Annotated in this window: 24 protein-coding genes and 1 pseudogene; 9 read left to right on the top strand and 16 right to left on the bottom strand. The window is 67.0% G+C overall.

Annotation, left to right across the window (positions count from 1 at the left end):
- The 4 genes and pseudogenes from PMI12_RS20280 to PMI12_RS20265 all read right to left on the bottom strand — a co-directional run.
- Window positions 1-473 (bottom strand): annotated as a pseudogene (locus PMI12_RS20280) (acetyl-CoA C-acetyltransferase); the annotation flags it as partial.
- A 45-nt stretch (window positions 474-518) separates the two neighbouring features.
- On the bottom strand, window positions 519-2,339 hold the full coding sequence (gene aceK, locus PMI12_RS20275) for a bifunctional isocitrate dehydrogenase kinase/phosphatase (protein ID WP_007836168.1): 1,821 nt from the start codon (window positions 2,337-2,339) through the stop codon (window positions 519-521).
- Between the two features lie 29 nt (window positions 2,340-2,368).
- Entirely contained in the window at window positions 2,369-3,157 is a 789-nt protein-coding gene (gene can, locus PMI12_RS20270) for a carbonate dehydratase (protein WP_007836166.1), read from the bottom strand.
- 27 nt (window positions 3,158-3,184) lie between these two features.
- Window positions 3,185-3,604 carry a MerR family transcriptional regulator gene (locus tag PMI12_RS20265; protein WP_007836165.1) on the bottom strand — a complete coding sequence of 140 codons (420 nt, stop codon included), beginning with the start codon at window positions 3,602-3,604 and terminating at the stop codon, window positions 3,185-3,187.
- Between the two features lie 107 nt (window positions 3,605-3,711).
- Here PMI12_RS20265 and PMI12_RS20260 point away from each other — a divergent pair, with 107 nt between their 5' ends.
- The 4 genes from PMI12_RS20260 (at window position 3,712) to PMI12_RS20245 (ending at window position 7,858) form a co-directional block, all read left to right on the top strand.
- The gene (locus PMI12_RS20260) at window positions 3,712-4,782 is read left to right on the top strand and encodes an MBL fold metallo-hydrolase (protein ID WP_007836164.1); all 1,071 of its coding nucleotides are present in this window, start codon (window positions 3,712-3,714) and stop codon (window positions 4,780-4,782) included.
- Window positions 4,783-4,791: 9 nt separating this feature from the next.
- Window positions 4,792-6,096 (top strand): leucine-rich repeat-containing protein kinase family protein, encoded by a 1,305-nt coding sequence (locus tag PMI12_RS20255; protein ID WP_007836163.1) that lies wholly within the window; start codon window positions 4,792-4,794, stop codon window positions 6,094-6,096.
- Complete coding sequence (locus PMI12_RS20250; protein WP_007836162.1) at window positions 6,093-7,013, top strand: pseudouridine synthase; 921 nt, start codon at window positions 6,093-6,095, stop codon at window positions 7,011-7,013. The genes PMI12_RS20255 and PMI12_RS20250 overlap by 4 nt, the downstream gene beginning before the upstream one ends.
- 74 nt (window positions 7,014-7,087) lie before the next feature.
- Complete coding sequence (locus PMI12_RS20245) at window positions 7,088-7,858, top strand: SDR family oxidoreductase (protein WP_007836161.1); 771 nt, start codon at window positions 7,088-7,090, stop codon at window positions 7,856-7,858.
- Window positions 7,859-7,876: 18 nt separating this feature from the next.
- On the opposite strand, the gene PMI12_RS20240 is transcribed toward PMI12_RS20245, so the two are convergent.
- The 6 genes from PMI12_RS20240 to glyQ all read right to left on the bottom strand — a co-directional run bounded on the left by PMI12_RS20240 (window position 7,877) and on the right by glyQ (window position 13,988).
- Window positions 7,877-8,860, bottom strand: a complete 984-nt coding sequence (locus tag PMI12_RS20240; protein WP_237726137.1) for a M48 family metallopeptidase — start codon at window positions 8,858-8,860, stop codon at window positions 7,877-7,879.
- 17 nt (window positions 8,861-8,877) lie between these two features.
- Window positions 8,878-9,645, bottom strand: a complete 768-nt coding sequence (locus PMI12_RS20235) for a lysophospholipid acyltransferase family protein (RefSeq protein WP_007836158.1) — start codon at window positions 9,643-9,645, stop codon at window positions 8,878-8,880.
- Complete coding sequence (gene gmhB, locus PMI12_RS20230; protein WP_007836157.1) at window positions 9,645-10,238, bottom strand: D-glycero-beta-D-manno-heptose 1,7-bisphosphate 7-phosphatase; 594 nt, start codon at window positions 10,236-10,238, stop codon at window positions 9,645-9,647. Before gmhB ends, PMI12_RS20235 begins: the two co-directional genes overlap by 1 nt.
- Window positions 10,239-10,260: 22 nt before the next feature.
- Window positions 10,261-12,414 (bottom strand): glycine--tRNA ligase subunit beta, encoded by a 2,154-nt coding sequence (gene glyS, locus PMI12_RS20225; protein WP_007836155.1) that lies wholly within the window; start codon window positions 12,412-12,414, stop codon window positions 10,261-10,263.
- 95 nt (window positions 12,415-12,509) lie between these two features.
- Window positions 12,510-13,061 carry a metal-dependent hydrolase gene (locus PMI12_RS20220; RefSeq protein ID WP_007836154.1) on the bottom strand — a complete coding sequence of 184 codons (552 nt, stop codon included), beginning with the start codon at window positions 13,059-13,061 and terminating at the stop codon, window positions 12,510-12,512.
- A gap of 18 nt (window positions 13,062-13,079) precedes the next feature.
- Window positions 13,080-13,988, bottom strand: coding sequence for a glycine--tRNA ligase subunit alpha (gene glyQ, locus PMI12_RS20215; RefSeq protein WP_007836152.1), 909 nt, complete (start codon window positions 13,986-13,988; stop codon window positions 13,080-13,082).
- Between the two features lie 171 nt (window positions 13,989-14,159).
- On the opposite strand from glyQ, the gene PMI12_RS20210 reads away from it, so the two are divergent.
- Window positions 14,160-14,972, top strand: a complete 813-nt coding sequence (locus PMI12_RS20210; protein WP_007836149.1) for a phosphatase PAP2 family protein — start codon at window positions 14,160-14,162, stop codon at window positions 14,970-14,972.
- A gap of 108 nt (window positions 14,973-15,080) precedes the next feature.
- On the opposite strand, the gene PMI12_RS20205 is transcribed toward PMI12_RS20210, so the two are convergent.
- Entirely contained in the window at window positions 15,081-16,151 is a 1,071-nt protein-coding gene (locus PMI12_RS20205; RefSeq protein WP_007836147.1) for an asparaginase, read from the bottom strand.
- A gap of 150 nt (window positions 16,152-16,301) precedes the next feature.
- On the opposite strand from PMI12_RS20205, the gene PMI12_RS20200 reads away from it, so the two are divergent.
- A complete protein-coding gene (locus PMI12_RS20200) occupies window positions 16,302-16,979 on the top strand; it encodes a TetR/AcrR family transcriptional regulator (protein ID WP_157609054.1) in 678 nt (225 codons plus the stop codon).
- Window positions 16,980-17,057: 78 nt separating this feature from the next.
- Here the strand turns inward: PMI12_RS20200 and PMI12_RS20195 are convergent, their stop codons facing one another.
- The 5 genes from PMI12_RS20195 to PMI12_RS20175 all read right to left on the bottom strand — a co-directional run bounded on the left by PMI12_RS20195 (window position 17,058) and on the right by PMI12_RS20175 (window position 22,315).
- Window positions 17,058-17,414, bottom strand: coding sequence for a hypothetical protein (locus PMI12_RS20195; protein ID WP_237726136.1), 357 nt, complete (start codon window positions 17,412-17,414; stop codon window positions 17,058-17,060).
- 243 nt (window positions 17,415-17,657) lie between these two features.
- Window positions 17,658-18,686: a Csu type fimbrial protein gene (locus PMI12_RS20190; protein ID WP_007836141.1), complete on the bottom strand. Its 1,029-nt coding sequence runs from the start codon at window positions 18,684-18,686 to the stop codon at window positions 17,658-17,660.
- Window positions 18,683-21,010, bottom strand: a complete 2,328-nt coding sequence (locus tag PMI12_RS20185) for a fimbria/pilus outer membrane usher protein (protein ID WP_007836139.1) — start codon at window positions 21,008-21,010, stop codon at window positions 18,683-18,685. Before PMI12_RS20185 ends, PMI12_RS20190 begins: the two co-directional genes overlap by 4 nt.
- A gap of 34 nt (window positions 21,011-21,044) precedes the next feature.
- On the bottom strand, window positions 21,045-21,779 hold the full coding sequence (locus tag PMI12_RS20180) for a fimbrial biogenesis chaperone (protein WP_007836138.1): 735 nt from the start codon (window positions 21,777-21,779) through the stop codon (window positions 21,045-21,047).
- 14 nt (window positions 21,780-21,793) lie between these two features.
- The gene (locus PMI12_RS20175; protein WP_007836136.1) at window positions 21,794-22,315 is read right to left on the bottom strand and encodes a Csu type fimbrial protein; all 522 of its coding nucleotides are present in this window, start codon (window positions 22,313-22,315) and stop codon (window positions 21,794-21,796) included.
- 406 nt (window positions 22,316-22,721) lie between these two features.
- Here PMI12_RS20175 and PMI12_RS20170 point away from each other — a divergent pair, with 406 nt between their 5' ends.
- The 3 genes from PMI12_RS20170 (at window position 22,722) to PMI12_RS20160 (ending at window position 25,937) form a co-directional block, all read left to right on the top strand.
- Window positions 22,722-23,993: an amidohydrolase family protein gene (locus PMI12_RS20170; RefSeq protein WP_007836133.1), complete on the top strand. Its 1,272-nt coding sequence runs from the start codon at window positions 22,722-22,724 to the stop codon at window positions 23,991-23,993.
- 25 nt (window positions 23,994-24,018) lie between these two features.
- Window positions 24,019-24,882 carry a creatininase family protein gene (locus PMI12_RS20165; protein WP_007836131.1) on the top strand — a complete coding sequence of 288 codons (864 nt, stop codon included), beginning with the start codon at window positions 24,019-24,021 and terminating at the stop codon, window positions 24,880-24,882.
- A gap of 71 nt (window positions 24,883-24,953) precedes the next feature.
- Window positions 24,954-25,937, top strand: a complete 984-nt coding sequence (locus PMI12_RS20160) for an ABC transporter substrate-binding protein (RefSeq protein WP_007836129.1) — start codon at window positions 24,954-24,956, stop codon at window positions 25,935-25,937.
- Window positions 25,938-25,948 lie beyond the last annotated feature (11 nt).

Here is a 25,948-nt window from a genome sequence, read left to right as displayed (position 1 = left end):
GAGCGGCCCGGCTGGTAGGCGTCTTCGAGGCCGTCGAGCATCATGTGGTCGAAGATGCGGTCGTGGCCCATGCGGTAGCCGCCGCGGCCCTTGAGCATGAGGTAGGGCGCGTTGGTCATGCTTTCCATGCCGCCCGCCACCATCACATCGTGCGTACCGGCCAGCAGCAGGTCGTGCGCGAGCATCGCGGCCTTCATGGCCGAGCCGCACATCTTGCTGAGCGTGACGGCGCCCGCGCTGTCGGGCAGGCCGCCCTTGTAGGCCGCCTGGCGCGCCGGCGCCTGGCCCTGGCCGGCCATCAGGCAGTTGCCGAACAGCACTTCGCCCACGCTGTCGGGCGCGATGCCCGCGCGCTCGACGGCGGCCTTGATGGCCACGCCGCCGAGGTCGTGCGCGGAGAGGGACGAGAAGTCGCCCTGGAAGCCACCCATGGGGGTGCGGGCGGCGCCGACGATGACGATGGATTCGGACATGGAGGTCTCCTTCAGGGATGTGAAAGCGGAATCAAAAACGATCGGTCAAAAATGCGTCGCGTGCCCCTCGTGCTGGAAGCGTTGCGACTCTTCGTACGGAAACACGTCGAGCATCTGCCCGGCCTGGATGCGTTCCTTGTGGTGCTGCCAGAAGGCGGCGTCGAGCAGGTCGGCGTGGTGCGCCATGAAGGCGGCGCGCACGTCGTCGTTGCCGAGCAGGAAGGGCTCGAAGGTTTCGGGGAACACGTCCTTCGGACCCACGGAGTACCAGACCTCGCCGCTCATCTCGTCCTCCTCGTTGCGCGGTGTGGGCACCTTGCGGAACTTGCAGTCGGTGACGTATTCGATCTCGTCGTAGTCGTAGAACACGACCTTGCCGCCGCGCGTGACGCCGAAGTTCTTCCACAGCATGTCGCCCGGAAAGATGTTGGCGGCAACCATGTCCTTGATGGCGTTGCCGTACTCGACCACCGCGCGCTCGAGCTGGTCCTTCGCGCGCTTGGCGTGTGCCGGGCTCTCGGGGCTGGCCAGCGTGTCGAAGGCTTCCTGCAGGTAGATGTTCAGCGGGATCATGCGCCGCTCGATGTAGACGTGCTTGAGCACGACCTCCATTTCCCCGTTGCTGTCGCGGTCGCCGAGCTCGAGCTGGCTGGGCGCGAACTTCCTGATCTCCTCGATCAGCTCGGGCTCGAAGCGGTCGAGCGGAAAACCCACGTCGCTGTACTCCAGCGTGTCGGCCATGCGGCCCACGCGGTCGTGCTGCTTCACGAGCAGATACTTGCCCTTGATCTGCTCGCGCGTGGTGTCCTTCTGCGGCGGATAGAAGTCCTTGATGACCTTGAACACGAACGGGAACGACGGCAGGTCGAACACCAGCATGACCATGCCCTTGATGCCGGGCGCAATGCGGAAGCGGTCGCTCGAATAGTTCAGGTGCGAGAGAAAGTCGCGGTAGAACAGCGTCTTGCCCTGCTTGGCGAGGCCGAGCGCGTTGTAGATTTCGGCGCGCGGCTTGCGCGGCATGAGCGAGCGCAAAAACTGCACCCAGGCCGAGGGCACTTCCATGTCGACCATGAAATAGGCGCGTGCAAAGCTGAACAGCATCTGCATGTCGTCCTCGCCGAACAGCGCCGCGTCGATGTAGAACTTGCCGTGGCTGTCGTGCAGGATCGGCAGCGAGAACGCAATCTCGGTGAAGCCGTTCATGATCTTTCCGACCACGTACGCGCCCTTGTTGCGAAAGAACAGGCCCGACAGCACCTGCAGCTGGAAGTTGGCGCGCAGCTTGACCTGGTGGAAGCGGTTGAGGATGACGTGCGCCACGCGCTGCGCATCGCGCCGCTTGTTGGCATAGCTGCCGAGCAGTGCGAAGTCGTCGAGCATCTGCTCGATGGTGTCGGCCAGCGTGTCGGGCTTGGGGTAGTACGGGCGGTAGGTGGGTGCACCGCGCGGCTCGATGTACTCGGTGCTGATGGCCGGGCGCACGAAGATGAAGTCGTTCTGGAAGTACGCGCGGTGCAGGATCTTCGTGGTCACCGAGTTGAAGAAGGTCTCGGCCAGCTCGGGCTGGTGATGGTCCACCAGCAGGCCGATGTAGTGCAGCTTGACCTGGTGCCATACGTCCATCGGCTGTTCGCCGGCCTTGAACTCCTTTTCGAGCCGGGCCACGGCCTCGCTCACGCGCAGGTCGTAGAACTCGATGCGTTCGCGCTGTGCGCGCTGCTGGCCGTGCCAGTCGGCGGTTTCGAAACGGTGCTTGGCGCGTGCCGATTCGGCGCGGAACAACCGGTAGTGCCGGTTGAAGCCGTCCATCATCGCCTTCGCGATGTCATAGGCCAGCGGCGAGTCGAGGCGCTGCGGAAACATGGCGACGCGAGCCGATGGAGGACGGCCGCTCAGGCCGCGGCGGGGTCGGCCGTGCCGTTGGCCTCGGGCTGCGGCGTCATGGCCTGCGCCTCCTGCACCGCCTGGTTCACCTGCGTGCCTTGCAGCGTCAGCGACTGGATCACTTCGCCGGGCTTGCTCCACTTGTAGCGGATGCGCTGCACCGCGGCCTTGTAGACCGTATCGAGCGGCTTGGCGCCGTCGACGCTCAGGCCGAGGTCCTGCAGCAGGCCATCGTGCACGCCGAAGGTCCAGCCGTGGATGCGGACCTTCTGGCCGCGCGCCCAGGCGTCGACCATGACGGTGCTGACGGCCACGTTGACCACCTGCTCGGCGACGTTGAGTTCGCACAGCGCGTCGACGCGCGCATCTTCGGGCAGGCTCTCGAGCATCACGGCGTGGCGGTCGCGCACGTCCTGGATGTGGCGGATCCAGTTGTCGGCCAGGCCGATGCGCGCACCGCTGAGTGCGGCCTTCACGCCGGCGCAGCCGTAGTGGCCCACGACCATGATGTGCTCGACCTTCAGGTGCTCGACCGCGAACTGGATCGCCGAGAGCGCGTTGAGGTCGGAGTGCACCACGATGTTGGCCACGTTGCGGTGCACGAACACTTCGCCCGGCTCCAGGCCGGTGATCTGGTTGGCTGGCACGCGGCTGTCGGAACAGCCGATCCACATGTAGCGCGGCGTCTGCTGCTTGACCAGGCTGGTGAAGAAACCGGGCCGGTCGCGCTCCATCTGCGCGGACCAGGCACGGTTGTGGGCAAAGAGGTCGTCGAGGTTATCGGTGTTGTCGGGCATAGTCGGCTATTGTCGATGAGTCGTGTTTCAGGCCTTGGCTTCCGCAGACTTGGCTGCCTTGTTCGCCTTTTGTGCCTTGGCCAGGGTGGCCCGTCCCTTTTTCTCGTGCTCTCGCACCTCCGCGAGGTTGGCCTGCAATTCGGTCAGCTGCGCTTCGAGCTGGGCCCGGTGGGTGCCCAGCACGCCGAGGAATCTTTCCAGCTGCGGCACGGTGTCTCGCGGGCTGTCGTACATGTCGAGGATTTCCTTCGCCTCCGTCAGGCTCAGGCCGAGGCGCTTGGCGCGCAGCGTGAGCGTGAGCCGCGCGCGGTCGCGCGCGCTGTACACGCGCTGCAGGCCGGCGCGCTCGGGCGTGAGCAGGCCCATGTCCTCGTAGAAGCGGATGGCCCGCGTCGTGAGGTCGAACTCCTTCGCGAGCTGGCTGATGGTGAAAGTTTGCGCAGGCATGGCGGCGGTGGTGGCGAAAGGGCGTTACGGGGGCGACAGCAGGTTTGCGCGGCGATCCCTACAATGGTGCCATCAACCCATGACGTTTACGTAAACGTCAATCTTACATGAACCTCCTCGAACGTGAACTCCACTACCCCCTCGGCGACACGCTCCCCGAGCCCGGCGAAGCCCTGGAAGTGGCGCCCGGCGTGCGCTGGATCCGCATGCGGCTGCCCTTTGCGCTCGACCACATCAACCTCTGGCTGCTGCGCGACAGCCTCGACGGCGTCGAGGGCTGGACAGTGGTCGACTGCTGCATCGCGCACGACGAAGCGCGCGCGCAGTGGGAGCAGATTTTCGAAACGCAGCTGCAGGGCATGCCGATCCTGCGCGTCATCGTCACCCACATGCACCCCGACCACATCGGCCTGGCCGAGTGGCTCTGCTCGCGCTGGAACGCGCCTCTATGGATCAGTTCCACCGACTACCACGTGGCCCGCGTGCTCAGCACCAATGGCGACACCCTGGCGGGCGGCGATGCGGCCGCGGCCTTCTTCGGCTCGCACGGCCTGACCGACGCCGAGTCGCTCGCCAAGATCCGCGCGCGCACCAACTACTACGCGAACATGGTGCCCTCGGTGCCCGACCGCTTCGTTCGCATGCTCGACGGCGACGACGTCGTGATCGGCGGTCACGCCTGGCGCTGCATCAGCGGCTACGGACATGCGCCCGAGCACATCGCGCTGTACTGCGACGAACTCAAGCTTCTGCTGGGCGGCGACATGATGCTGCCGCGCATTTCCACCAACGTGAGCGTGCACGCGGGCGAGCCCGAGGCGAACTCGCTGCGCCTGTTTCTCGACAGCATCGACAAGTTCAAGGCACTGCCGGCCGACACGCTGGGCCTGCCCTCGCACGGCAAGCCGTTCCGCGGCATCCACCGCCGCGTCGACCAGCTGCAGGAGCACCACCGCGACCGGCTGGCCGAGTTGCTCGAAGCCTGCACGGCGCGTGCCCTGACCGCCGCCGAAGGCCTGCCGATCCTGTTCAAGCGCGAACTCGACCTGCACCAGATGACCTTCGCCATGGGCGAAACGGTGGCCCACCTGCACCTGCTGTGGTTCGCCGGCCAGGTGAAGCGCGAACTCGGCAAAGACGGCATCTATCGCTTCGGACCCAAGGCCGCGACGGCTTAGACTCGCCGGATGGACACGCTGGCTCAGCTGCGCGCGGGCCGGCTGGCAGGCGCAAGAAGAATCGATCTCTCGAGCGGACTCACCGAGTTCCCGCGAGAGGTCTTCGCACTCGCCGACTCGCTCGAGGTGCTGAACCTGTCGGGCAATGCGCTCGACACGCTGCCCGACGACCTCCATCGCCTTCACAAGCTGCGCGTGCTGTTCTGTTCGGACAACCGGTTCACCACGCTGCCTGAAGCCATCGGCCAGTGCCATGGCCTCGACATCGTCGGCTTCAAGGCCAACCGGATCCGCACCGTGCCGTCGGCCTCGCTGCCGTCCTCGCTGCGGTGGCTGATCCTCACGGACAACCAGATCGAAGAACTGCCCGGCTCGCTCGGCAATTGCACGCGGATGCAGAAGCTGATGCTCGCGGGCAACCGCCTGCGCGCGCTGCCGCCGTCGATGGCCGGCCTCGGGCAGCTCGAACTGCTGCGCATCTCGGCCAACCGCTTCGAGACGCTGCCCGCATGGCTGCCTTCGCTGCCGCGCCTGTCGTGGCTCGCCTGCGCGGGCAACCCCTTCGATACGCAGGCCGAGGACGCGGCGATCACCGCGCAGTCGGTGCCGCACATCGACTGGCGTGAACTGGCGCTGGGCAGGAAGCTCGGTGAAGGCGCATCGGGCGTGATCCATCAAGCCACCCTCGGCGCATCGCAGCAGGTCGCGGTCAAGCTTTTCAAGGGCGCGGTCACCAGCGACGGCTGGCCGCACAGCGAGATGGCCGCCTGCATCGCCGCCGGCGCGCATCCCACGCTGATCGCCGCGCAGAGCCGCATCGACGGCCATCCCGAAGGCATCGAAGGCCTGGTGATGGCGCTGGTCGATCCATCGTTCGCCACGCTCGCCGGGCCGCCGAGCCTTGCGTCGTGTACGCGCGATGTCTATGCCGAAGAAGCGCGGTGGACATCCGCCGTGGCGCTGCGCATCGCACGCGACATCGCGTCGGCCATGCAGCACCTGCATGCGCAAGGAATTCTTCACGGCGATCTCTATGCGCACAACATCCTCTGGCATCCAGAAGATGGCGGCCGGCTCGGTGACTTCGGCGCGGCGTGGATGACGGGCGCGCTCGATGCAGCGCAGGCGCGTGCGTTCCAAGGCCTGGAGATGCGTGCCTTCGGTTGCCTGCTGGAAGAGCTGCTCGAACGCTGCAACGACGCACCGCCGCAGGCCGTGGCGACGTTGAAAGACCGCTGCCTGCAGCCCGACGCGGCGTCGCGGCCTTCGTTCGCCGAAGCCCTTTCCGTGCTGCGGCGAGCACTGCCGCAATGACCCGGCGCCGACCGCCCCAATTGCCGCTGCCCACGCGCGACGGCGTCGGACCGAGCTGTGTGGGCCTGGTCCACGGCCCCTGGCCGACCATTGCCGAATTCCTGATCGAGCGCTTTCCCGCGATCACGCGCGAGGCCTGGCTCGAACGCATCGAGGCGAACGACGTCATCGACGAGCACGGCGTGCCCGTGACGGTGGCGCGCCGTTATCAATCGCCGCTGCGCGTGTACTACTACCGCACGCTCGACAACGAAGCGCGCATCCCGTTCGAAGAGCAGGTCGTGTTCCGGGACGACGAACTGCTGGTGGTCGACAAGCCCCCCTTCGTACCCGTCACGCCCACCGGCAAGTACCTGCAGGAGAGCCTGCTGGTGCGGCTCAAGCGCAAGCTGGCGCTCGACGACCTCGTGCCGCTGCACCGCATCGACCGCAGCACCTCGGGGCTGGTGCTGTTCTCGGTGCGGCCCGCCACGCGCGGCGCCTATCAGCAGATGTTTCCGGAGCGCCGCATCGCCAAGCACTACGAAGCCGTGGTGCCGTGGCACGAAGGCGTATCGTCGGTGCCCGCCACCTACCGCAGCCGGCTGGTCGACGACGACCACTTCATGCGCGTGCGCGAAGAACCCGGCGAGCCCAACTCCGAAACCCGCATCGAGGTGCAAGAGGTGCGCGACGGCCACGCGCTGCTGAAGCTCTCGCCCGTGACGGGCCGAAAGCACCAATTGCGCGTGCACTGCATGGCGCTGGGCATGCCGATCGTGAACGATCCGATCTATCCCGTGCTGCTGCCCGAAGGCACCGACGACTTCGGCAAGCCCTTGCAGCTGCTGGCCAAATCGGTCGCGTTCCTCGACCCGGTGAGCGGCGACCTGCGCAGCTTCACGAGCCCCCGAAGCCTGACGCTGACACCGAGGTGACGCCCGCGCGGCGCGGCGCGCACTAAGCTCGTTTCCTGGACCGATCGCTCATTCATTCAGGAGACACCCGCACCATGGACACCACCCAACTCTTCTCGCTGAAGGGCCGCACGGCGCTGATCACCGGCGGCTCGCGCGGCATCGGCCGCATGATCGCCGAGGGCTACCTGGCCCAGGGCGCGCGCGTGTACATCTCGGCGCGCAAGGCCGCGGCCTGCGACCAGACGGCGAAGGAGCTGTCGGCGTTCGGGCATTGCGTGTCGCTGCCGGCGGACGTGTCGACGCTCGAGGGCGCGCAGGCGCTGGTCGATGCCTATGCGAAGCACGAAGGCTCGCTGGACATCCTGGTGAACAACGCCGGGGCCGCCTGGGGCGCGCCATATGAAGAGTTTCCCGAGAGCGGCTGGGACAAGGTGGTGGACCTGAACCTGAAGACGCCGTTCTTCCTGACGAAGGCGTTGACGCCGATGCTGAAGAAGGCGGCCACGGATCACCTGGCGAAGGTGATCAACATCGCATCGATCGACGGGATTTCCGTGAATCCGCAGGAGACGTACTCGTATGCGGCGAGCAAGGCGGGGCTGATCCAGCTGACGCGCCGCATGGCGTTGCGGCTGGCACAGGAACGCATCGCGGTGAGTGCGATTGCACCCGGCGCATTCGCCTCCGACATGAACAAGGACGCTCGCGACCACGGGGACGAGGTCAAGGGCCGCATCCCCGCGGGGCGCATCGGTACACCGGAAGACATGGCGGGCGCGGCCATCTACCTTGCCTCTCGGGCTGGGGACTATGTGATGGGGTCGACGCTGGTGGTGGACGGGGGCGTTACGCACGCGCGCTGAGCGTGCCCGAGAAATGCCTCAGGACCAGCGGGGAACCGCTTCGTCCTTGAGCTGCTGGCGCAGCAGGTCGTAGTCAGGCATCACGCTCCCGACCGTTTCCCAGAAGCGGTGCGAATGGTCCATCACGCGCAGGTGGGCCAGTTCGTGCGCGACCACATAGTCGATCACGGGCATGCGGAAATGAATGAGCCGCCAGTTGAGCCGGATCGACCCGTCCGCGCTTGCGCTGCCCCAGCGCGTGGCCGCGTTCGACAGCGACAGCTTCTGCCAGCGCACACCGAGCAGCGGCGCGAAATGATCGAGCCGCTCGATGAACAGGCGCCGCGCCTGCCGCATGAGCCAGGCCTGTGCCGCATCGCGGATCTGCGAAGGCGCAGCGTTCTGCGCCACCGCCAGCCGCAGGATGCGCGGCCCCGTGCCGTCACCGGCATCGAGCGTGCCGCCGACGCTGGCGAAGCCGTGCTTCGGGTCGAGCTGGATCACCACCGGCTCGCCGAGGAACGGAAACCCGGCCCCATCCCTCCACTCGATGCGCGTGGCTTCGACGCGCGCATGACGCTGCTGCGTTTCAGCGAGCTTGCGCAGGATCCAGTCGGACTTCTCGTGGATGGCCACATCGACATCGCGCAGCGCCACCCATCGCGGCGCGCGCACCGACAGGCCTTCGGCACCGACGAGAAAGCCGATGGTCTTGCGCTTGCCGCGCTTGAATTCATAGGCCACGCGCGCGGAGCCGAGCACCACCTCGCGGGTGGCTTGAGGGTGCGCGAAGTTCGCGAGCGCCAGCGTCTCGGCAAGCGGAACCGCCGGCGGCGAGGGCACGGCGTGTTCATCGTCCGGCGCCGAAGGCGCCATGGAGTGAGGAGCAAGAAGAGTCGCCGGCGGTGCCGCAGGCTTCGGCTTCTTCGCCCTGCGCGGCCGCGCCGGGACGGGTGCCGGCGACGCGAACTCGTTGCCAAGCCCTTCGAACAGGTCCATCGTGAACTGAAGCAGTCGCCCCATGCCAGGCTCTCTGTTCCTCAGCTCACCGCTTCTTGCGCAGACTGCGGGCTGTCGACATAAGCCTCGGGATCGAGGCGGCGCATCTCGGCCTCGATCCAGGCCTCGACCTCGCGCATCAGCTCGTCGGGCTTGCGGCCCACGCTCGAAATGGCCGGGCCGATGGACACGTCGACCACGCCCGGGCGCTTGATGAAGGCCTTGCGCGGCCACACCTTGGCCGACGTCACCGCAACGGGAATCACCGGTACGCCAGTCTCGCAGGCGAGCCGCGTGCCGCCGCTCTTGTAGGTGCCCTTCTGCCCGCGCGGGATGCGCGTGCCCTCGGGGAACATGATGATCCAGATGCCCTGCGCGAGCAGCTTGCGGCCCTGGTTAACCACCTTGTTGAAGGCCTGCGCGCGCTGGCTGCGGTCGATGTGGATCATGTCCAGCCGCGCCATCGCCCAGCCGAAGAAGGGCACGTAGATCAGCTCCTTCTTGAACACGTAGGCCAGCGGATGCGGCATCAGCGTGGGCATCAGGAAGGTCTCGAGCGTGGACTGGTGCTTCACCAGCAGCACCGCGCCCGCGAGCTTGTCGGTCGGCAGGTTTTCCATGCCGCTCACGCGGGTCTTGATGCCCAGCAGCACGCGCGCGCCGCCGATGGCCCAGCCGAGCCAGCGCTCCGCCATCCAGTAGAGCGGAATGCCGCGCTTCCACAGCGAGCTGACGCACATGATGATGCCCCAGGGGATCACGGTGACGAGCATCCACAGTGCGTGGAGAACGGAACGAAAAAACGCCATCAGACAGTCACCTGCAGTGCAGCCCGCGCTTCGCGCGCAAGCAAAAAATCAACAAAAGCGGCGAGATCGTCGTGGACCAACGTGTTCGCCGGATATTCGGAAGGCAGCGGATCGATGCCGCGGCAGGCCGCCCCCATGCCCGTGAGCAGCAGGTGCGGCTCGCAACCGGCGGCCGCGCCCGCCTGCAGGTCGCGCAGGCTGTCGCCGCAGGTCGGGATGCCCTTGAGGTCGATGCCGTAGCGGTCGCCGATCTGCAGGAACAGGCCCGGCTTGGGCTTGCGGCAGTCGCAGTCCTCGTCGGGGCTGTGCGGGCAATAGAACACCGCATCGACCTTGCCGCCCACCGCCGCGAGCATCTTGTGCATCTTGGCGTGCATCGCATTGAGCGAGGCCATGTCGAACAGGCCGCGGCCCAGGCCCGACTGGTTGGATGCCACCACCACGTGCCAGCCCGCATGGTTGAGCCGCGCCACAGCCTCGAGAGCACCAGGCAGCGGCGTCCACTCGATGTCGCTCTTCACGAAGTCTTCGCGGTGCACGTTGATCGTGCCGTTGCGGTCGAGGATGACGAGTTTCATGACGGTGCCGCCCATGGTGGTGTTGCCGTAGGAATGTTCAGACGGCCAGCCGCTCGAGCTGCGCCACCCGGTTCATCGCGGCGTGCAGCGACATCAGCAGGCCGAGCCGGTTCAGGCGCAGGTCGGCCTGTTCGGCGTTGACCATCACGCCGTCGAAGAAGGCGTCGACCGGCTCGCGCAGCGCGGCCAGCGTCTGCAGCGAGGCGGTGTAGTCGCCGGCCTCGAATTGCGCGTTGGCGGCGGGCACGACCTGCGCCATGGCCGCATGCAGCGCCTTCTCGGCCGGTTCGTGCAGCAGCAGTTCGCTGACGTGCGCGTCGGCCTCGGGGGCCTTCTTGAGGATGTTGCCGATGCGCTTGTTCGCGGCCGCCAGCGCGGCGGCGGCCGGCAGGGCGGCGAAGGCGCGCACGGCGGCCAGCAGCTTGGGCACTTCGCCCAGGCGCTGCGGGCGCGGTGCCAGCACGGCTTCGACTTCCTGCGCGCTGGCGCCCTGCTCGCGCAGGGAACCGGCGAGCCGGTCGTAGATGAAATCGACGACCTGGCTCACGTCTTCCGCGGCCTTGTGCAGCGGGAACTGCCCCGTCTTGCCGATGGCGTCGTCCAGCACGGTGCGCGCGGCGCTCACCAGCTTGCTCAGATCGAGCGGCAGGTCTTTCTCGACCAGCATGCGGATCACGCCCAGCGCATGGCGGCGCAGCGCGAACGGGTCGCGGTCGCCGGTCGGCAGGTTGCCGATGCCGAACATGCCGACCAGCGTCTCGAGCTTGTCGGCCAGCGCGACCACGAGGCCCACGCTGTTGCGCGGCAGCTCGTCGCCGGCGAAGCGCGGCTTGTAGTGGTCTTCGATGGCGTCGGCCACCGAGGCGTCCAGGCCGTCGTGCAGCGCGTAGTAGCGGCCCATGGTGCCTTGCAGCTCGGGGAACTCGCCGACCATGTCGGTCACGAGATCGGCCTTGGCGAGTTGAGCGGCCTGCGTGGCGTGCGCGGCCAGCGATACATCGCCGAGCTTCTCTGCGATGCCGCGCGCGATGTGCATCACGCGCTGCACGCGCTCGCCCTGCGTGCCAAGCTTGTTGTGGTAGACCACCTTGCCCAGCGACTCGACCCGCGAGGCCAGCGACTTCTTGCGGTCCTGGTCGAAGAAGAATTTGGCGTCGGCCAGGCGCGGGCGCACGACGCGCTCGTTGCCTTCGACGACCGCGCTCGCATCGTCGGGGCTGATGTTGCTGACCACCAGGAACTTGTTGGTGAGCTTGCTCGACGCATCGAGCAGCGGAAAGTATTTCTGGTTGGCCTTCATCGTGAGGATCAGGCATTCCTGCGGCACTTCGAGGAACTCGCGCTCGAAGCTGCAGACCAGCACGTTGGGGCGCTCGACCAGCGCGGTCACTTCGTCGAGCAGCGCGTCGTCGTGGATGGGCACCGAGCCGCCGCCGACCTCCACTGCCGCCGCGGCCAGCTGGCGCGCGATTTCGGCGCGGCGCGCCTCGAAGCTCGCGATGACGGCGCCGTCTTCCTGCATCTGCAGCGCATAGCTGTTGGCATCGCGCAGCACGACCGGATCGACCGCCGCCTCGAAGCGATGGCCGTGCGTCTCGCGGCCGGCCTTCAGGCCCAGCGCCTCGATGGCCACCACGGTGTCGCCGTGCAGCGCGACGAGGCCGTGCGCCGGTCGCACGAAGCTCACGCTGGTCCAGCCGGGCAGCTCGCTGCCTTCTTCGAGCTGGTAGCTCATGACCTTGGGAATCGGCAACCTGGCAATGGCTTCGGCCAGCGCCTTCTGCAGGCCTTCGGCCAGCGTGGCGCCCTTGGCGGTGCTTTCGTAGAACAGGGCTTCGGCCTTGCCGTCCATGGCGCGCTTCAGGCCGGGCACGGCGGAAGCATCGGCGCCCAATGCGCCCAGGCGCTTGAGCAGCGCGGGCGTGGGCTGGCCCGAAGCATCGAGGCCCACGGCCACGGGCATGAGCTTTTGCGACACGGCCTTGTCGGCGGCGCGCTCGGCCACGTGCGTGAGGTGCGCAGCCAGGCGGCGCGGCGAGGCATAGGCGGTGAGCACGGCGCCGGATGCGGCGAGCCCTTGCGCCACGAGCTGGTCGCGCAGCACGCCGGCAAAGGCATCACCGAGCTTCTTCAGCGCCTTGGGCGGCAATTCCTCGACAAACAGTTCGACAAGAAGGCTGGCAGACGACATGGCTCAGAGCGTTGTTGGAAATGGGCCGCGAGCGGCACCGGTCACGGGCACGCAGCGAAGCGGCACCGTGGAGGGGAAAGAAGAAAAGACCGAATTCATGCGGCAACGGCGCCGTGGCGCCGCTCCACGGATCGACGCGCAACCAGCGCGAGCACCGCGGCCGCCAGCAGCGGCGCCCACACGGTGGCCATCTCGTTGAACAGCACCTGCGCACCGCGCGGCGAGAAGAACTTTTTCAGGGCGATCGGCGACACCTCGATGGGCCGCCATGGACTGAAATAGCGCACGTCGCTGAACGGCCAGAAGAAGGCGATGCCGATGCCGCCGTTGGTCAGCATGTCCAGCAGCGGATGCGACACGGTGCACAGCGCAATCCACGCCCAGCCCGCCGCCCGGCGCATGCCCCAGCGCGGCGCGAGCCACCAGCCCACAAGGCCCAGCAGCAGCGCGAACACCAGCGTGTGCGTGAAGCCGCGGTGGCCCGCCATGCCGCCGTAGGCGATGCCGAGCTTGAAGGCCAGGCCGTCGAAGTCGGGCGCGATGGACGCCAGCATGCCCGCGAGCAGCGCCGGCACCGGCACGCGCCGCGCGCCCAGCGCAATGGCTGCGCAGACAGGTACGGCGACGTGGGTGAAGACGGTGGGCATCGGGCGTGCTGTGGTGTATCAGGCCGGCTTCCTGGGCGGCATTTGCGCGACCCATTCGCGCGGCGCCATCGGGAAACCAAGGCGCTCGCGGCTGTCGTAGTAGCTCTGCGCCACGCTGCGCGCGAGGTTGCGGATGCGGCCGATGTAAGCCGCGCGCTCCGTCACGCTGATGGCGCCGCGCGCGTCCAGCAGGTTGAAGCTGTGCGCAGCCTTGAGCACCTGCTCGTAGGCCGGCAGCGCGAGCTGCTCGGTCATGAGGTTCTTGGCCTGCTTCTCGTGCGCGGCGAAGGCGGTGAACAGGAACTCGGCGTCGCTGTGCTCGAAGTTGTAGGTCGACTGCTCGACCTCGTTCTGCTTGTAGACGTCGCCATAGCTGAGACCATCCGTCCACGTGAGGTTGTAGACGTTGTCCACGCCCTGCAGGTACATCGCCAGGCGCTCCAGGCCGTAGGTGATTTCGCCGGTGATGGGCTTGCAGTCGATGCCGCCGACCTGCTGGAAGTAGGTGAACTGCGTCACCTCCATGCCGTTGAGCCACACCTCCCAGCCCAGGCCCCAGGCGCCGAGCGTGGGGTTCTCCCAGTCGTCTTCCACGAAGCGGATGTCGTTCTTCTTCAGGTCGAAGCCCAGCGCTTCGAGACTGCCCAGGTAGAGCTCGAGGATGTTGCTTGGCGCCGGCTTGAGCACCACCTGGTACTGGTAGTAGTGCTGCAGGCGGTTGGGGTTCTCGCCGTAGCGGCCGTCCTTGGGGCGGCGGCTGGGCTGCACGTAGGCGGCCTTCCAGGGTTCGGGGCCGAGCGCGCGCAGGAAGGTGGCGGTGTGCGAGGTGCCCGCGCCCACTTCCATGTCGTACGGTTGCAGCAGCGCGCAGCCCTTGTCGGCCCAGTACGACTGCAGTTTGAGAATGATTTGTTGGAAGGTCAGCATGGCTCTGCGTGAAGGCGGCCGCCCGGCGGGAGAAGGACCCGCGGCGCAACGAACCGGCTATTTTACGAGGCAGTGGGCGGTCAGGAGCGGCCCGCTATGCTCGACCTCCCCTTTGAAACCCCTGCCGACACGCCGTGATTCGCCTGCGCCTGCCGTCCGCCCGCCCCGCCCATGTCCGTTGAAGATGCCGCATTGATCGCTCTGGGAGAGCGCCTCGGCGCCCAGGCCTGGCCCGGATTCCTGGTTCTTCTGGTGATGCTGACCGTGGCCGCCGGCCTCGCGGCGTGGGGCTTCGAGCACCTGCGGCGCCGGCATGCGGCGCAGCCCGAGCCGGGCGCCGGACTGCTGTTTGGCGGGCTGGCCATTGGCACGGCGTCTGTGATCGCGCTGGCTTGGCTGTTCGCCGAAGTGGCGGAAGGCCTCGGCGACGGTCGGCCCATGGGCCTGCTGGACGAGACGATCAGCCGTGCCGTGGGCGCGCACACGCCGCCGGTCGTGAGGGAGGCGTTCTCATGGCTCACCCACATGGCCGACCCGATCGTCGCGGTGCTGGTGTGCGCCGGCGTGGCGGTGGCGCTGTGGCTTCGCGGGCACCGCGGTTTCGCGGCTGGCTGGGTCGCGGCCATCGCCGGCAACGGGGTGCTGAACCACGTGCTCAAGCTCATCTTCGAGCGCGCTCGGCCAGTGCACGACTTCGGCTTCGCGCAGGTGTCGGGCTATTCCTTTCCGAGCGGCCACAGCTCGGGCTCGATGGTGCTCTACGGCATGCTGGGCTACTTGGGGCTGCGCATGCTGCCGCCGCGCTGGCGGGTGCCGTCGGTGATGGCGGCAACGGCAGTGGTCGTCACCGTGGCCTGCAGCCGAATCTTCGTGCGGGCGCACTTTCCTAGCGACGTGCTCGCGGGGCTGTGCTCGGGCGGTGCCTGGCTGGCGATCTGCATCGCGAGCATCCAGTACGCACGGCACCATCGCGGCAAGCAATAGAGGAGCTGGCGGAGGCGGCCGCCGCCGGGCCGCCCCAAGGCGAGCCGCGCCTCCCCCTCGGGGGGTGGCGGATTACACGCCGCGAAGCGGCGTGAAAAGCCGGGGGGCTCAATACTCCCAGAAGATGCGCTGCAGTTCCTTGGTGTTGTTCGTCTTGGTCAGCGCGACCATCGCCAGGATGCGCGCCTTCTGCGGACGCAGGTCGTGCGCCACCACCCAGTCGTACTTGTCGTCGGGCTGCTCGGCATTGCGGATCACGAAGCCGTCGGGCACGCGGGCGCTGCGGATCACGATCACGCCGTCGGCGCGCGCCTTCTGCAGGTTCGGCACGATGCGGTCGGCCACCGAGCCATTGCCCGTGCCGCCATGGATCAGCGCCTTGGCGCCGCTCTTGGCGATCGCGTCGATGGCCACCGACGACACGCCTTCGTAGCCCATCGCGATCTCGACCGGCGGCAGCGCATTGATGCTGTCGATGTCGAACTCCGAGTTCATGGTGTGGCGCTTGACCGGTGCGCGGAACCAGTAGTTCCTGCCCTCGACGATCATGCCCAGCGGACCCCACTGGCTGGAGAAGGCGTTGGTCTTGATGTTGACGTTCTTGCTCACGTCGCGGCCGCTGTCGATGTTGTCGTTCATCGTCACCAGCACGCCCTTGCCCATCGCGTCCTTGCTGCCCGCCACGTTCACCGCGTTGTACAGGTTGAGCGCGCCGTCCGCCGACAGCGCCGTGCCCGGACGCATCGAGCCGACGACGATGATCGGCTTGCTGGTGTGCACCGTCAGCGTCAGGAAGTAGGCGGTTTCTTCGAGCGTGTCGGTGCCGTGCGTGATGACGATGCCGTCCACGTCGGCTTGCTTCGACAGCGCCGACACGCGCTTGGCCAGCGTCAGCAGGTTGTCGTTGGTGAGGCTTTCCGATGCGACCTGGAACACCTGTTCGCCGCGCACGTTGGCCACCTTGGAGAGCTCCGGCAGGCCGGCGATCAGCTTCTCGACGCCGACCTTGGCGGCCGCGTAGGTGGCGCTGTTGACGGCCGAGGCGCCGGCCCCGGCGATGGTGCCGCCGGTGGCGAGGATCACCACGTTGGGCAGCGCCTGCTGCGCCTGCGCGAGCGCGCTGGCCGCCAGCATTGCGGCGCCGGCCGCAAAGGCACGGAAACGGGGAGAAAGGTACATGGAGAACTCCTGTGTTGAGGTGGAATCTTTCGAGGCGGCGAGGAAGATACATGAATCGTGCCGGCATGCCCTGCGCGTTCATGCCGGCATGGCATGTGGTCATGCGCGAGGGATTACCATCGGCCGCGCGCACCGCGCCTTCCCGCCATCATGACTGCCGATCCAGCCGCCCTCCCCGTTTCGACCGCCCAGGAAATGCCCGCCCCCGACGGCCCGCTGTCGCGCGCGCGGCCCGGGCGCGAACGCATCATGGCGGCGATCCGCGCCGCGGCGGTCACCGAGTTCAGCCTGCACGGGCTGAAAGGCACCTCGACCCAGGCCATCGCAGCGCGCGCCGGCCTCACCAAGCCCCAGCTGCACTACTACATCGCCGGCAAGGAAGAGCTCTACGAAGAGCTGCTGATGCAGGTGCTGCATGCGTGGAAGGTGGTGTTTTCCTTCGAGGACGCGAGCGACCCGGCCACGGTGCTCGGCGGCTACATCCGCAAGAAGCTCGACCACGCCTTCGACAGCCCCGAGATGTCGCGCATCTTCACGCGCGAGATCCTCGACGGCGGCCGCAACCTCGACCGCTACTGGCCCAACGCACGGGCCTGGACGCAGAAGAAGATCGACGTGATCAACGGCTGGATCGCGCGCGGGCAAATGCGCCCGCTCGACGCGCGCATCCTGCTGATGCACATCTGGGCCATGACCCAGAGCTATGCCGACTACGCGATCCAGACGCGCGTGATGCTCGGCCTGCCGCCCGACGCGCCGATCGATCGCGAGCCGATCGCACGGGAACTCGTGGCCTTCGTGTTGAACGGTTGCGGCATCGAGGGCTGAAAGCGCCGCGCACAGGTCAAGGTTGGCCGGGCGCTCGATGCCAATCACCCGAATCGGCGCTTTCGCTTTGCTTGCTGCCTAGTAAGTCACCATCACCCGCATCGCATTGCTGCCGTCGCCGGCCGCAGCCATCGCACCGATCGCCCCGCGCCAGGCTGGGCCGAGGCTGTCGCGGCCGTCGGCATCGCTGCCGGCCACCGTGAACCTCGTTTCTCCGATCTTGTCGAACCGGTACTCGCGACCCTTGATGAGCACCGACGCCATGTTGGTCCAGACGCGGCACTCATACCCGCCCCTCGCTGGCGTGACCTCGAGCACCTTGAAGGTCGGGAGAACGACCATCGTCAGGCTGAACCGGCCGGTGGCGCTGTTCATGCCGTGCATCGGCTCCGCTGAACTGACCCGCGGTTGCAACAAAAGCAAGAGCAGCAGCATGCCAACGGCGGCCAGTGGTGGAGCCGTTCGCGGCGACCGCAACGCAGTCGCCCTTGCAGGACGCATGTTTCCGGGCATGACAACTCCTCTCGTCGCAGCCTGGGTGGAGGGCATCGCGTCGATGCCCGGCCTGGTCTATCGGCAGAGTCGCGGGAAAATGTAGGTAACCCGGGCGCTATTCTTCGCGCATTGCCTGCAATTTGCCAGCAGACTTTTCCGTGTCGGTGCAGCCGCCGGCGCAGCTCAGTAGTTCACGTTGACCGTCACGACGTCCCGGTAGCTGTCCGGCCGCACGTTGGCGCTGGCGCCGAGAACGCGGCCGTACACGCTCAGCGCCTGGACCTGGCCGGTGCCGGTGCCAGCGAAGGTGTTGGTGCCCGTGACACTGCCCCAGGGGCTCGAGCGGGCGGCATCGCGGTAGAGCCGATAGGCCACCGTGTCTGTGTTGCCGGGTACGCCCCCCGTCGGCGACATCACCCCGGCGCCCGTCGTCGCGCCATTGGATGGCGACAGCGCGACCGTGTAGGGGGTGGGTGTCGTGCAGGTGACGTTGATCGTGCTGGTCTGATCGGAATTGGCGGCGCCCGGCAAGCCTGTGACGGTGCCGAAGTTCAGCGGATCGGCCGTGACCAGGCAGCTCTTGGCGATGATTGCGTTGACCACAAAGGGAAAGTTGCCCGACGTCGAGGAGTTGCAGTCCGCCGGCGCGGAGCTCGTGCTCGACGTGAGCGTGATCGAGGTGTGAACCGTGCCGAAGTTGTCTTGGTACGCGCCTGGAGGTGCCGTGCTCTGGAGGCCGAGTATTTGCCCGGCCATGGTGGCGCTTCCCGACGTGGTTCCCGAAATGCCACCACTCCGGCGAGGAATGCTTATGTTGACTGCGAAGGGGCTTGGCACCGTCGGGTTGCCATTCGAACCCCAGATCGTGCCGCCTGTCGTCCCTTGGTAGAGCTGGAACCTCAAGCTGTTCAAGGCGCTGTCTCTCATGACGCGCGGATTGAAGTTGGTGAGGCCTTGGTCGCCGTCGCCGATGTTGAAGCAGACCCTGGCGAACGTAGCGGAGCTGCTGGTGTTGGTGCAGGTGTAGCTCAGCGTGGCGGTGGTAGACGGCGCGCTCCCATCGACCAGATCGACCGTGCCGAAAGCCACATTCGTCATCGTCGCCGTACAGCTGACCTGCGCCTGCGCGCTGCCCACCGGTAGCCACCACAGAAGCGCGCAGAACAAGGGCAGGCGCAGGGCCTGCAAAGTGCGGGTCAGAAAATGACTCATGGCGTCTTGGCCTCCGTGGCGCAGCGCAGCGGCCCGATCTGCGGAATTCCGGCGCCGTCCTTGCGATAGTCGAAACTGGCCCGGCAGTGGCCTCCGGGCATCTGCACGTCGAGTGTGTTGCGCGCCTCGAGCGACTCGAGGTACACCGCGCCGTCAAAACCGACCAGCGCCGGCTCGCCGTCCTGTGCGTTGGCGCGCACGCGGCTGCCCAGCGGAAGGGGCTTGCCCGCCTCGTCCACCAGCAGGAGCGCGGCCGCGTTCACCGGCGTGATGCCGAAGCGCACCAGGGTGCCGGCGCGGTCGCTCGGGGTGGCAACGGTTTTCACGCGTTCGATCCTCACGTCGGCGGGCAATTGCATCGGATCGATGGACAGCTGGTTCTTCTGGTAGGCACGCAGCGGCGCCACCAGCAGCATGCCCTGGCCGTCCGTGGTGCCGATGCCCCGGTTCTCCAGCCTCACCGGCACGCCGGCGATGCCATCGGTGGAGACCACCGCAAAGGCATCGTCGATGCGCCGGGCCGCAAAGGACTGGCCGCCCATGAATGCGATCGAACCGGTGGCGCCGGCGTAGGCGTAGCGGCTGTCGCCGAGCACGCTGATGCCCGCCATGGCGCGGCCGTAGCGGCCCAAGTAGTCGACCTGGGCCTGCCCGCCGTTCTGGCCGCCGCCCTGGCGCAGGCCGGCGCGCCAGCCGATGCCGCCGTCGCCCGGCATCGAGCTTTGCGCGTCGGCGGTGTAGATGGTGCTGTCGCGGTCGCGCTGCATGCCGGCGCTGGCCGTGACCCTGCCGTCCAGCGCCCAGGTGAAGCCGACGAAGAGGCTGCGCTCTCGCCGGTCATCGAGATTCTGGTTGAGGCTCACATTCATCGAGGCACTGCGTCCCAGCGCGGTGAACCAGTAGACGCTGGCTAGGCGCGTCGGCTGCTGCGCGGGATAGCGCAGGTAAAGGTAGCTGAGACCGAAGCTGCCGAAGCCGTTGGTGGTGTAGCCGACGGATGCGCGGCCCGAGCCACGTGCCGGCGCACTGCCGTACAGCGATGCGACATCGCGGTATTCGCCGCGCGTGCGGGTGCCTTCGACGGCGAAATTGAAATGGTTGTCGCGCCAGCTGTACCCCAGGTTCAGCAGTGAGCCCGTCTGGCCTTGGTAGTTGCTATGCGCCACGGCGCCCGCCAGCACGCCGCTCTGGCCGAGCAGCCATGCGCCGCCGACACCGCCCTTGATCAGTCCCTTGGTGGCCTCGCCGTGCGTCTCCAGCGTGAAGCTGTTGCTCACACCGTAGCGCCAGGTGCCAGTGGCGGCGGGATCGTTGCCGTAGTCGGACGAGCGCAGGCCGTAGTTTTTGCGCACCATGCCCAGGTCGACCGACCAATCGGACAGGCCCTTCTCCAGCAGCCGTTGCGTGTCGTACAGCGAGAAATCGAGCGTCGTCGCGCGGCCGAAGGCGTCGGTCAGAACCACCTGGGCATTGCCGGCGCCGTTGATGCTCGGAACCGTATTGAGCTGGAACGGCCCCGCCGGTACCTGGCCCGTGTACTGGCGCAGGCCGTTGATATAGAGCTCCACCTGCGAAGGCAGCGCGGCCGCCCCCAGGAAAGCCGGCAGCGGCGTGGTGGTGCGATAGGGCTGCAGCGCAAAATTGCGCGAGAGCTGGATGCCACCAATCCGCGTGGAGCGCGACCACGGCAGCGATGCCGTGGTGGTGTCGCCCACGCGAAGGGTCAGCATGTCATCGGGGAATGACTTGCTCCAGGTGGTGTCGAGCCGGACCGAGTCGTGCTGCCAGGTCTCGCCATCGAGGCGGGTGGCGCGCGTCATTTGCGTGCTGCTGAACACCGAGCTTCCGCTGAACGCGCGCAGTTCGGTCAGGGCGTTGAAGCTGGACGTGTTGTTGCGGCCCTGCGTGCCATAGAGGTCGTAGTTGAGCAGCAAACCGGGCGAAGCACTGGCCTTCGGCGCGATAACCGTCGACGTGTCAACCACCGTCGTCGGCAGGCGCAGCACATCGGCGGAAGCATTGATCGCGACGCTCTGGTTTGCGGCGTCGTACTTCACCTGCACCCCGGGAAGGCTCTTGAGCCTCACCGGATCGGACACGCCCGCCGGCAGCACGAAGCCCAGCTGCCGCAGCGTGGCGGCGCTGGCCCAGAGATCCCGGCCGCGCAGGCCGAAATGCACCAGCCCCTGGGGATTGCCGTTGAGGCTCAGTTCCAGATAGAGGTCACTGCCGCTAGGCCCGGAAAGGTCGCCTTCCGGGGCGGATGCGACCAGCCATGAGCCCGATCCAGCTGCGGCGCTCTGGGCCTGAGCAGCCAACGGCATCAGACCGGAAAGAAGCAGCAGTGGCAGCAGGCGCTCAGCGGACGCGTTGAAGCGGCGGGATTTTTTCCTGCGTCGCGTTGCCATTGATCTTCGTTTCCAGAACGCCGCCAGGAGCAAAGGCCTCCGCGGGTGTCTTCAGGGGCCAACGCATGCTCACGCCCGGCAGCACGTAGCCCATCAGGCCGGCATGCACCGAGGTGCGTCGGCCGGTGGCATCGACAAAATCCAGATCGGCAAGCTGGGCGTGCATGCCGCCGCTGTTGGCGACTTCGAGCACCGCCTGAGCACCTTCGCGGCGCAGCGACCACGTGAGCTGCGGCGCGGTCGGCTGAGCGCCAGCGGCTGCGGCTGCGACGAAGATGGGCACCGAATAGCGCAGCACGAGCTGCAGGCCCTTCTTTTCCTTCATTTCGACCGGTAGCTCGTCGATGACGACCCGGTACGAGCTTTCGACCGTCCCGGCGGGAACGCCGGTGCGGATGACGCGGATCAGCTGCCGCTCGGACGGGGCCAGTTGCACCATCGGCGGGCTCACGAGGAGCTCGCGCGAGGCCGTCAGCTTTTCGGTACCGCTCTCCTGCGACCAGTGATAGACCCGCACCTGGGCGTGCACGACGTCGTCGCCGGTGTTGCTGAGCCAAAGGCCATCGGCGTTCTGCGTGGCCTCAAGCGTCAGCGTGACCGGAGAAACCTGCAGTCCGCTCGCCGAAGCGACCGCATGCACGAAGGCAAGCGCGAGGACAACGGTGTAACGCAGCAGGTGGAGCATGGGCAATCGATCGATCAGTAGTTGACCTGGACGGTCACGGTGTCGAGGTAGGCGCCGGGCGTCACGTTGGCATTCGCGACCGTGGCATACACCGGGATCGTTTGCGCCGCGCCGGTGCCGGTGCCGGCCACGCCGTTGCCAACCGCGGTGGCCGTGGCGGTGCTGCCCCAGATCGGACCCGTCGAGCTCACCGAGTGGAGCTGGTAGGGAATGGTATCCGGGCCCGCCACCACAGGACTCATGAAGCCGGCGCCGGTGGTGCCGGTGGCGGCGGTGCTCGCGGGCAGCAGGCCGATGTAGTAGGGCGTCGACTTGGAGCAGGTCACGCTGATGTTGTTGCTAGCGGCCAGGCTGGTGGCGGTGGAATCCACCGTGCCGAAGTTGATGTTCGAAGTCGAACCCGCGGTGACCGAACAGGCCTTTGCCACGGTGATGAGGACCTGGAACGTGGCAGTGGCCGGGCTCGTGGCTGCCAGAACTGCGCTGGTGGCCGTGAGGGCAAGAATGGCTGCAAGGATGTAAGAAGGTTTTTTCATGAGGAGTACCTACAGATCAATGAAGAAGAGTAACTGAGGTCCAAAGTTCACAATTTTGGAAATGTGGATTTTAGTTAACAATTTATAAAAAGAGTGCGTCGATGTTACGTAAAGAGCCGAGGCCACCCGCCAATCCGTTGCGTTTTTGCGGATTTCTGTGACTTCTGTTACGAAACACATCTGCAGCGAAGCAGCTTTCTGAGGCCATCGCGCAACTCGACCGCTCTAGAACCAAACCGGTGCGCCCGCACTGGCACGTCGCTTGCATTACCTGACCACTTGCTCTGATTAAGCGGTCAAACATCATGTACGTGCTCTTCGCCTGCGACCATCCGGTCGAAACCAGCTTCCATGCTGCGCCGCACCAAGAGGTGCTGAATCTGCGCGCCGCCGCGTACGAGGTGGCATGAACGCTCCCGCCCTGCTCGACAACGTGCGTCTGCCGCGCTGGCTGCTGCCGGTGAACTGGCCGCAAGGCGACGGTGTGCCCGTGCTGGCGCGCATCGCGATCGAGGCCGGGCGCGTGCAGTCGGTGCGCCCTGCAATGGGGATCGACGTCCCGGCAACGGGCTGGGATCTCGCCGGCACGCTGGCGCTGCCCGGCTTCGTCGACGCCCACACGCACCTCGACAAGGCCTTTACCCTGCCGCGCATGAGGCAGGTGCAGCCCGGCCTGCTCGGTGCCATCGACGCGATGCTGAGCGACCGTGTGCACTGGACGCCCGCCGATGTGCGCGAACGCGCCGCGCGCGGCCTGCAGTGGGCTTGGGAATGCGGCACCACACACCTGCGTACGCACGTCGACTGGTGGGAGCCCGATACCGTGCCGATGGCCTGGCCGGTGATGGCCGAGTTGGCGCAGGAATGGGCTGGCAAGCTGCGGCTGGAACAGGTGAGCCTCATCAAGCTGCCGCTGTTCGAAGACGCGGCGCAGGCGATGCGGCTCGCGAAGCAGGTCAAGGCCACCGGGCCGCACGCGCTGCTCGGCGGCTTCGTGCACTCCACCAACTGGAGCGAGAGCGCGCTGCGCAACCTGCTGGTGTCGGCGCAGGCCTGCGACCTCGACATCGACCTGCATGTCGACGAAGAGCTCAACGCCTCGGCGGTCGGCCTGCAGACCACGGCCCGCATCCTGCGCGAGATCGGCTACGAAGGCCGCGTGGTCTGCGGCCACATCTGCGCGCTCGCGGCACAGCCCGAGGCGCAGGCCTTCGCCACGCTCGATGCGGTGGCGCGCGCGCCGATCACGGTGGTGTCGCTGCCCGCCACCAACCTGCTGCTGCAGGACGCCGTCACCGGCCGCACGCCGCGCCTGCGCGGCATCACGCTGGTGAAGGAAGCACGCGAGCGCGGCATTCCGCTGCTCTTCGCCAGCGACAACGTGCAGGACCCGTTCTGCCGCGTCGGCAGCTTCGACCCCGTCGAAGCGCTGGGCACGGCCGCGCTGGTGGCGCAGCTCGACGAGCCTTTCGACGAATGGTCGCAGGCGCTGTGCCGCGGCGACTGGCTGCGGCGCGAAGCCCCGGACGCCGAACCCACGCTGGTGGGCCAGGGAGCCGACCTCGTGCTCTTCACCCAGGCCGACCGCCACGGCTGGCCCTCGCGCACTGCCGGCCGCGTGGTGCTGCGGGAAGGCCGCGTCACGCACGGCGACCCGGCGCCCTTCGTTCCCCAATAACGACTCCCTCCACAAGGACTCTTCCATGCTCCACGGCTACATCCCGCCCCACCGCTTCCTGCCCTACCTGAGCTGGACCGAAATCGCCGCGCTGCCCGACCGCGAGAACACCGTCATCGTGCTGCCCTGCGGCGCGATCGAGCAGCACGGGCCGCACCTGCCCTGCTCGGTCGACAGCGTGATCTGCTCGGGCGTGATGGGCAAGGCGCTCGAAAAGCTCCCCGCCGAGGTGCGCGCCTTCGCGCTGCCGACCATCACCTACGGCAAGTCGGAGGAGCACCTGCACTTCCCCGGCACGATGACGCTGACCGGCACCACGCTGCTTTCGACCGTGATCGAGATCGGCGAGTCGGTCTACCGCTCAGGCTTTCGCAAGCTGTTGTTCGCCAACGGCCACGGCGGCCAGCCGCAGGTGCTCGAGATGGCAGCGCGCGAACTGCGCCTGCGTCATGGCGACTTCGTGGTGGTGCCGCACGGCGTGTCGCGCCTGCCGAGCGCAGCCAGCAAGCAGGTGAGCGAGCAGGAGAAGAAGCTCGCGATGCACGCCGGCCATTCCGAGACCGCGCTGATGCTCGCGCTCGCGCCCGAGACAGTGCACATGGAGCACGCGGTCGCCAACTTTCCGCCGCCCTTCCCGATCAAGCTGCTGTCGGCCGACGGCCGCCCGGCCTGCGCCTGGACCTCCCGCGACTTCGGCCCGAGCGGCGTGATCGGCGACCCCACCACCGCCACGCGCGAACAGGGCAAAGAGATCCTCGACACGCTCTCCGACAGCTGGGCACAGGCGCTGACCGAACTGCATGCGCTGCGTTGGGTGGTGCGCGAAGAAGCCACCTGGGAGCGTGGGCACCAGCAGGGCTTCATCCAGCAGAGCTTCGACCCCGCCTGAGCCTGTTTCTTGCAACGGCCCCTTCGCTTTTCTCGCTTCTTCAACTCCCCAGCCTTCGAGAGGTTCCCACCATGCGCTCCTTCGCACTGTCCGTCGCCGGCGCCGCCGCCATCGCTTTTCTCGCCACCGCGCCCGCGCAGGCCGAGGACAAGTTCACCTACATGACCAACTGGTACGCGCAGGCCGAGCACGGCGGCTTCTACCAGGCGCAGGCGCTGGGCATCTACAAGAAGTACGGCCTCGACGTGACCATCAAGATGGGCGGCCCGCAGGTCAACATCACGCAGATGATGGCCGCCGGCCAGGCCGACTGCATCATGGGTTCGAGCGACATCCAGATGATGCAGGTGCGCGAAGGCGGCGTGCCGGTGGTCAACGTGGCGGCCTTCTTCCAGAAGGACCCGCAGGTGCTGATCGCGCACGACGACGTCAAGAAGTTCGAGGACCTGAAGGGCAAGACGCTGCTGATCGGCGCGCAGGCCCAGCGCGGCTACTGGCCGTGGCTGAAGGCCAAGTTCGGCTTCACCGACGAGCAGACCCGCCCCTACACCTTCAACATCCAGCCCTTCGTGGCCGACAAGAACAGCGCGCAGCAGGGCTACCTGACCTCGGAGCCCTACGCCATCCAGAAGGCCGGCGTGAAGAGCACCGTGCTGATGTTCAGCGACCACGGCTTCCCGGCCTACGCGACCACCGTGTCGTGCATGGAGAAGACGGTGAAGGACCGCAGCAAGCAGGTCGCCGCCTTCGTGAAGGCCTCGGCCGAGGGTTGGAAGAGCTACCTCGCCGACCCGGCGCCGGCCAACGCCCTCATCAAGAAGGACAACCCCAACATGACCGACGACCAGCTGGCCTACAGCGTGGCCAAGCTCAAGGAGATGGGCATGGTCACCGGCGGCGACGCGGCCAAGCTCGGCATCGGCGTGATGACGGATGCGCGTGCGAAGGCCAGCTACGACTTCCTGGTGAGCGCGAAGCTGCTCGACCCCGCCAAGGTCGAACTCGCCAAGACCTACACGACCGAGTTCGTCAAGGACGCCAAGGTTCTGCCCTGAGTCTTCCGCTT

It is taken from the genome of Variovorax sp. CF313 (assembly GCF_000282635.1).
GTDB lineage: Bacteria > Pseudomonadota > Gammaproteobacteria > Burkholderiales > Burkholderiaceae_C > Variovorax.
Note: the sequence above shows the minus strand (reverse complement) of the source record. Positions and strands in the feature narration are given on the sequence as shown.

What these genes read in the sequence shown, in the direction of transcription:
- aceK (WP_007836168.1), bottom strand. Translation starts at nt 2,339, where the DNA reads ATGTTTCCGCAGCGCCTCGACTCGCCGCTGGCCTATGACATCGCGAAG.
- can (WP_007836166.1), bottom strand. Translation starts at nt 3,157, where the DNA reads ATGCCCGACAACACCGATAACCTCGACGACCTCTTTGCCCACAACCGT.
- PMI12_RS20265 (WP_007836165.1), bottom strand. Translation starts at nt 3,604, where the DNA reads ATGCCTGCGCAAACTTTCACCATCAGCCAGCTCGCGAAGGAGTTCGAC.
- PMI12_RS20260 (WP_007836164.1), top strand. Translation starts at nt 3,712, where the DNA reads ATGAACCTCCTCGAACGTGAACTCCACTACCCCCTCGGCGACACGCTC.
- PMI12_RS20255 (WP_007836163.1), top strand. Translation starts at nt 4,792, where the DNA reads ATGGACACGCTGGCTCAGCTGCGCGCGGGCCGGCTGGCAGGCGCAAGA.
- PMI12_RS20250 (WP_007836162.1), top strand. Translation starts at nt 6,093, where the DNA reads ATGACCCGGCGCCGACCGCCCCAATTGCCGCTGCCCACGCGCGACGGC.
- PMI12_RS20245 (WP_007836161.1), top strand. Translation starts at nt 7,088, where the DNA reads ATGGACACCACCCAACTCTTCTCGCTGAAGGGCCGCACGGCGCTGATC.
- PMI12_RS20240 (WP_237726137.1), bottom strand. Translation starts at nt 8,860, where the DNA reads ATGGGGCGACTGCTTCAGTTCACGATGGACCTGTTCGAAGGGCTTGGC.
- PMI12_RS20235 (WP_007836158.1), bottom strand. Translation starts at nt 9,645, where the DNA reads ATGGCGTTTTTTCGTTCCGTTCTCCACGCACTGTGGATGCTCGTCACC.
- gmhB (WP_007836157.1), bottom strand. Translation starts at nt 10,238, where the DNA reads ATGGGCGGCACCGTCATGAAACTCGTCATCCTCGACCGCAACGGCACG.
- glyS (WP_007836155.1), bottom strand. Translation starts at nt 12,414, where the DNA reads ATGTCGTCTGCCAGCCTTCTTGTCGAACTGTTTGTCGAGGAATTGCCG.
- PMI12_RS20220 (WP_007836154.1), bottom strand. Translation starts at nt 13,061, where the DNA reads ATGCCCACCGTCTTCACCCACGTCGCCGTACCTGTCTGCGCAGCCATT.
- glyQ (WP_007836152.1), bottom strand. Translation starts at nt 13,988, where the DNA reads ATGCTGACCTTCCAACAAATCATTCTCAAACTGCAGTCGTACTGGGCC.
- PMI12_RS20210 (WP_007836149.1), top strand. Translation starts at nt 14,160, where the DNA reads ATGTCCGTTGAAGATGCCGCATTGATCGCTCTGGGAGAGCGCCTCGGC.
- PMI12_RS20205 (WP_007836147.1), bottom strand. Translation starts at nt 16,151, where the DNA reads ATGTACCTTTCTCCCCGTTTCCGTGCCTTTGCGGCCGGCGCCGCAATG.
- PMI12_RS20200 (WP_157609054.1), top strand. Translation starts at nt 16,302, where the DNA reads ATGACTGCCGATCCAGCCGCCCTCCCCGTTTCGACCGCCCAGGAAATG.
- PMI12_RS20195 (WP_237726136.1), bottom strand. Translation starts at nt 17,414, where the DNA reads ATGCTGCTGCTCTTGCTTTTGTTGCAACCGCGGGTCAGTTCAGCGGAG.
- PMI12_RS20190 (WP_007836141.1), bottom strand. Translation starts at nt 18,686, where the DNA reads ATGAGTCATTTTCTGACCCGCACTTTGCAGGCCCTGCGCCTGCCCTTG.
- PMI12_RS20185 (WP_007836139.1), bottom strand. Translation starts at nt 21,010, where the DNA reads ATGCCGTTGGCTGCTCAGGCCCAGAGCGCCGCAGCTGGATCGGGCTCA.
- PMI12_RS20180 (WP_007836138.1), bottom strand. Translation starts at nt 21,779, where the DNA reads ATGCTCCACCTGCTGCGTTACACCGTTGTCCTCGCGCTTGCCTTCGTG.
- PMI12_RS20175 (WP_007836136.1), bottom strand. Translation starts at nt 22,315, where the DNA reads ATGAAAAAACCTTCTTACATCCTTGCAGCCATTCTTGCCCTCACGGCC.
- PMI12_RS20170 (WP_007836133.1), top strand. Translation starts at nt 22,722, where the DNA reads ATGAACGCTCCCGCCCTGCTCGACAACGTGCGTCTGCCGCGCTGGCTG.
- PMI12_RS20165 (WP_007836131.1), top strand. Translation starts at nt 24,019, where the DNA reads ATGCTCCACGGCTACATCCCGCCCCACCGCTTCCTGCCCTACCTGAGC.
- PMI12_RS20160 (WP_007836129.1), top strand. Translation starts at nt 24,954, where the DNA reads ATGCGCTCCTTCGCACTGTCCGTCGCCGGCGCCGCCGCCATCGCTTTT.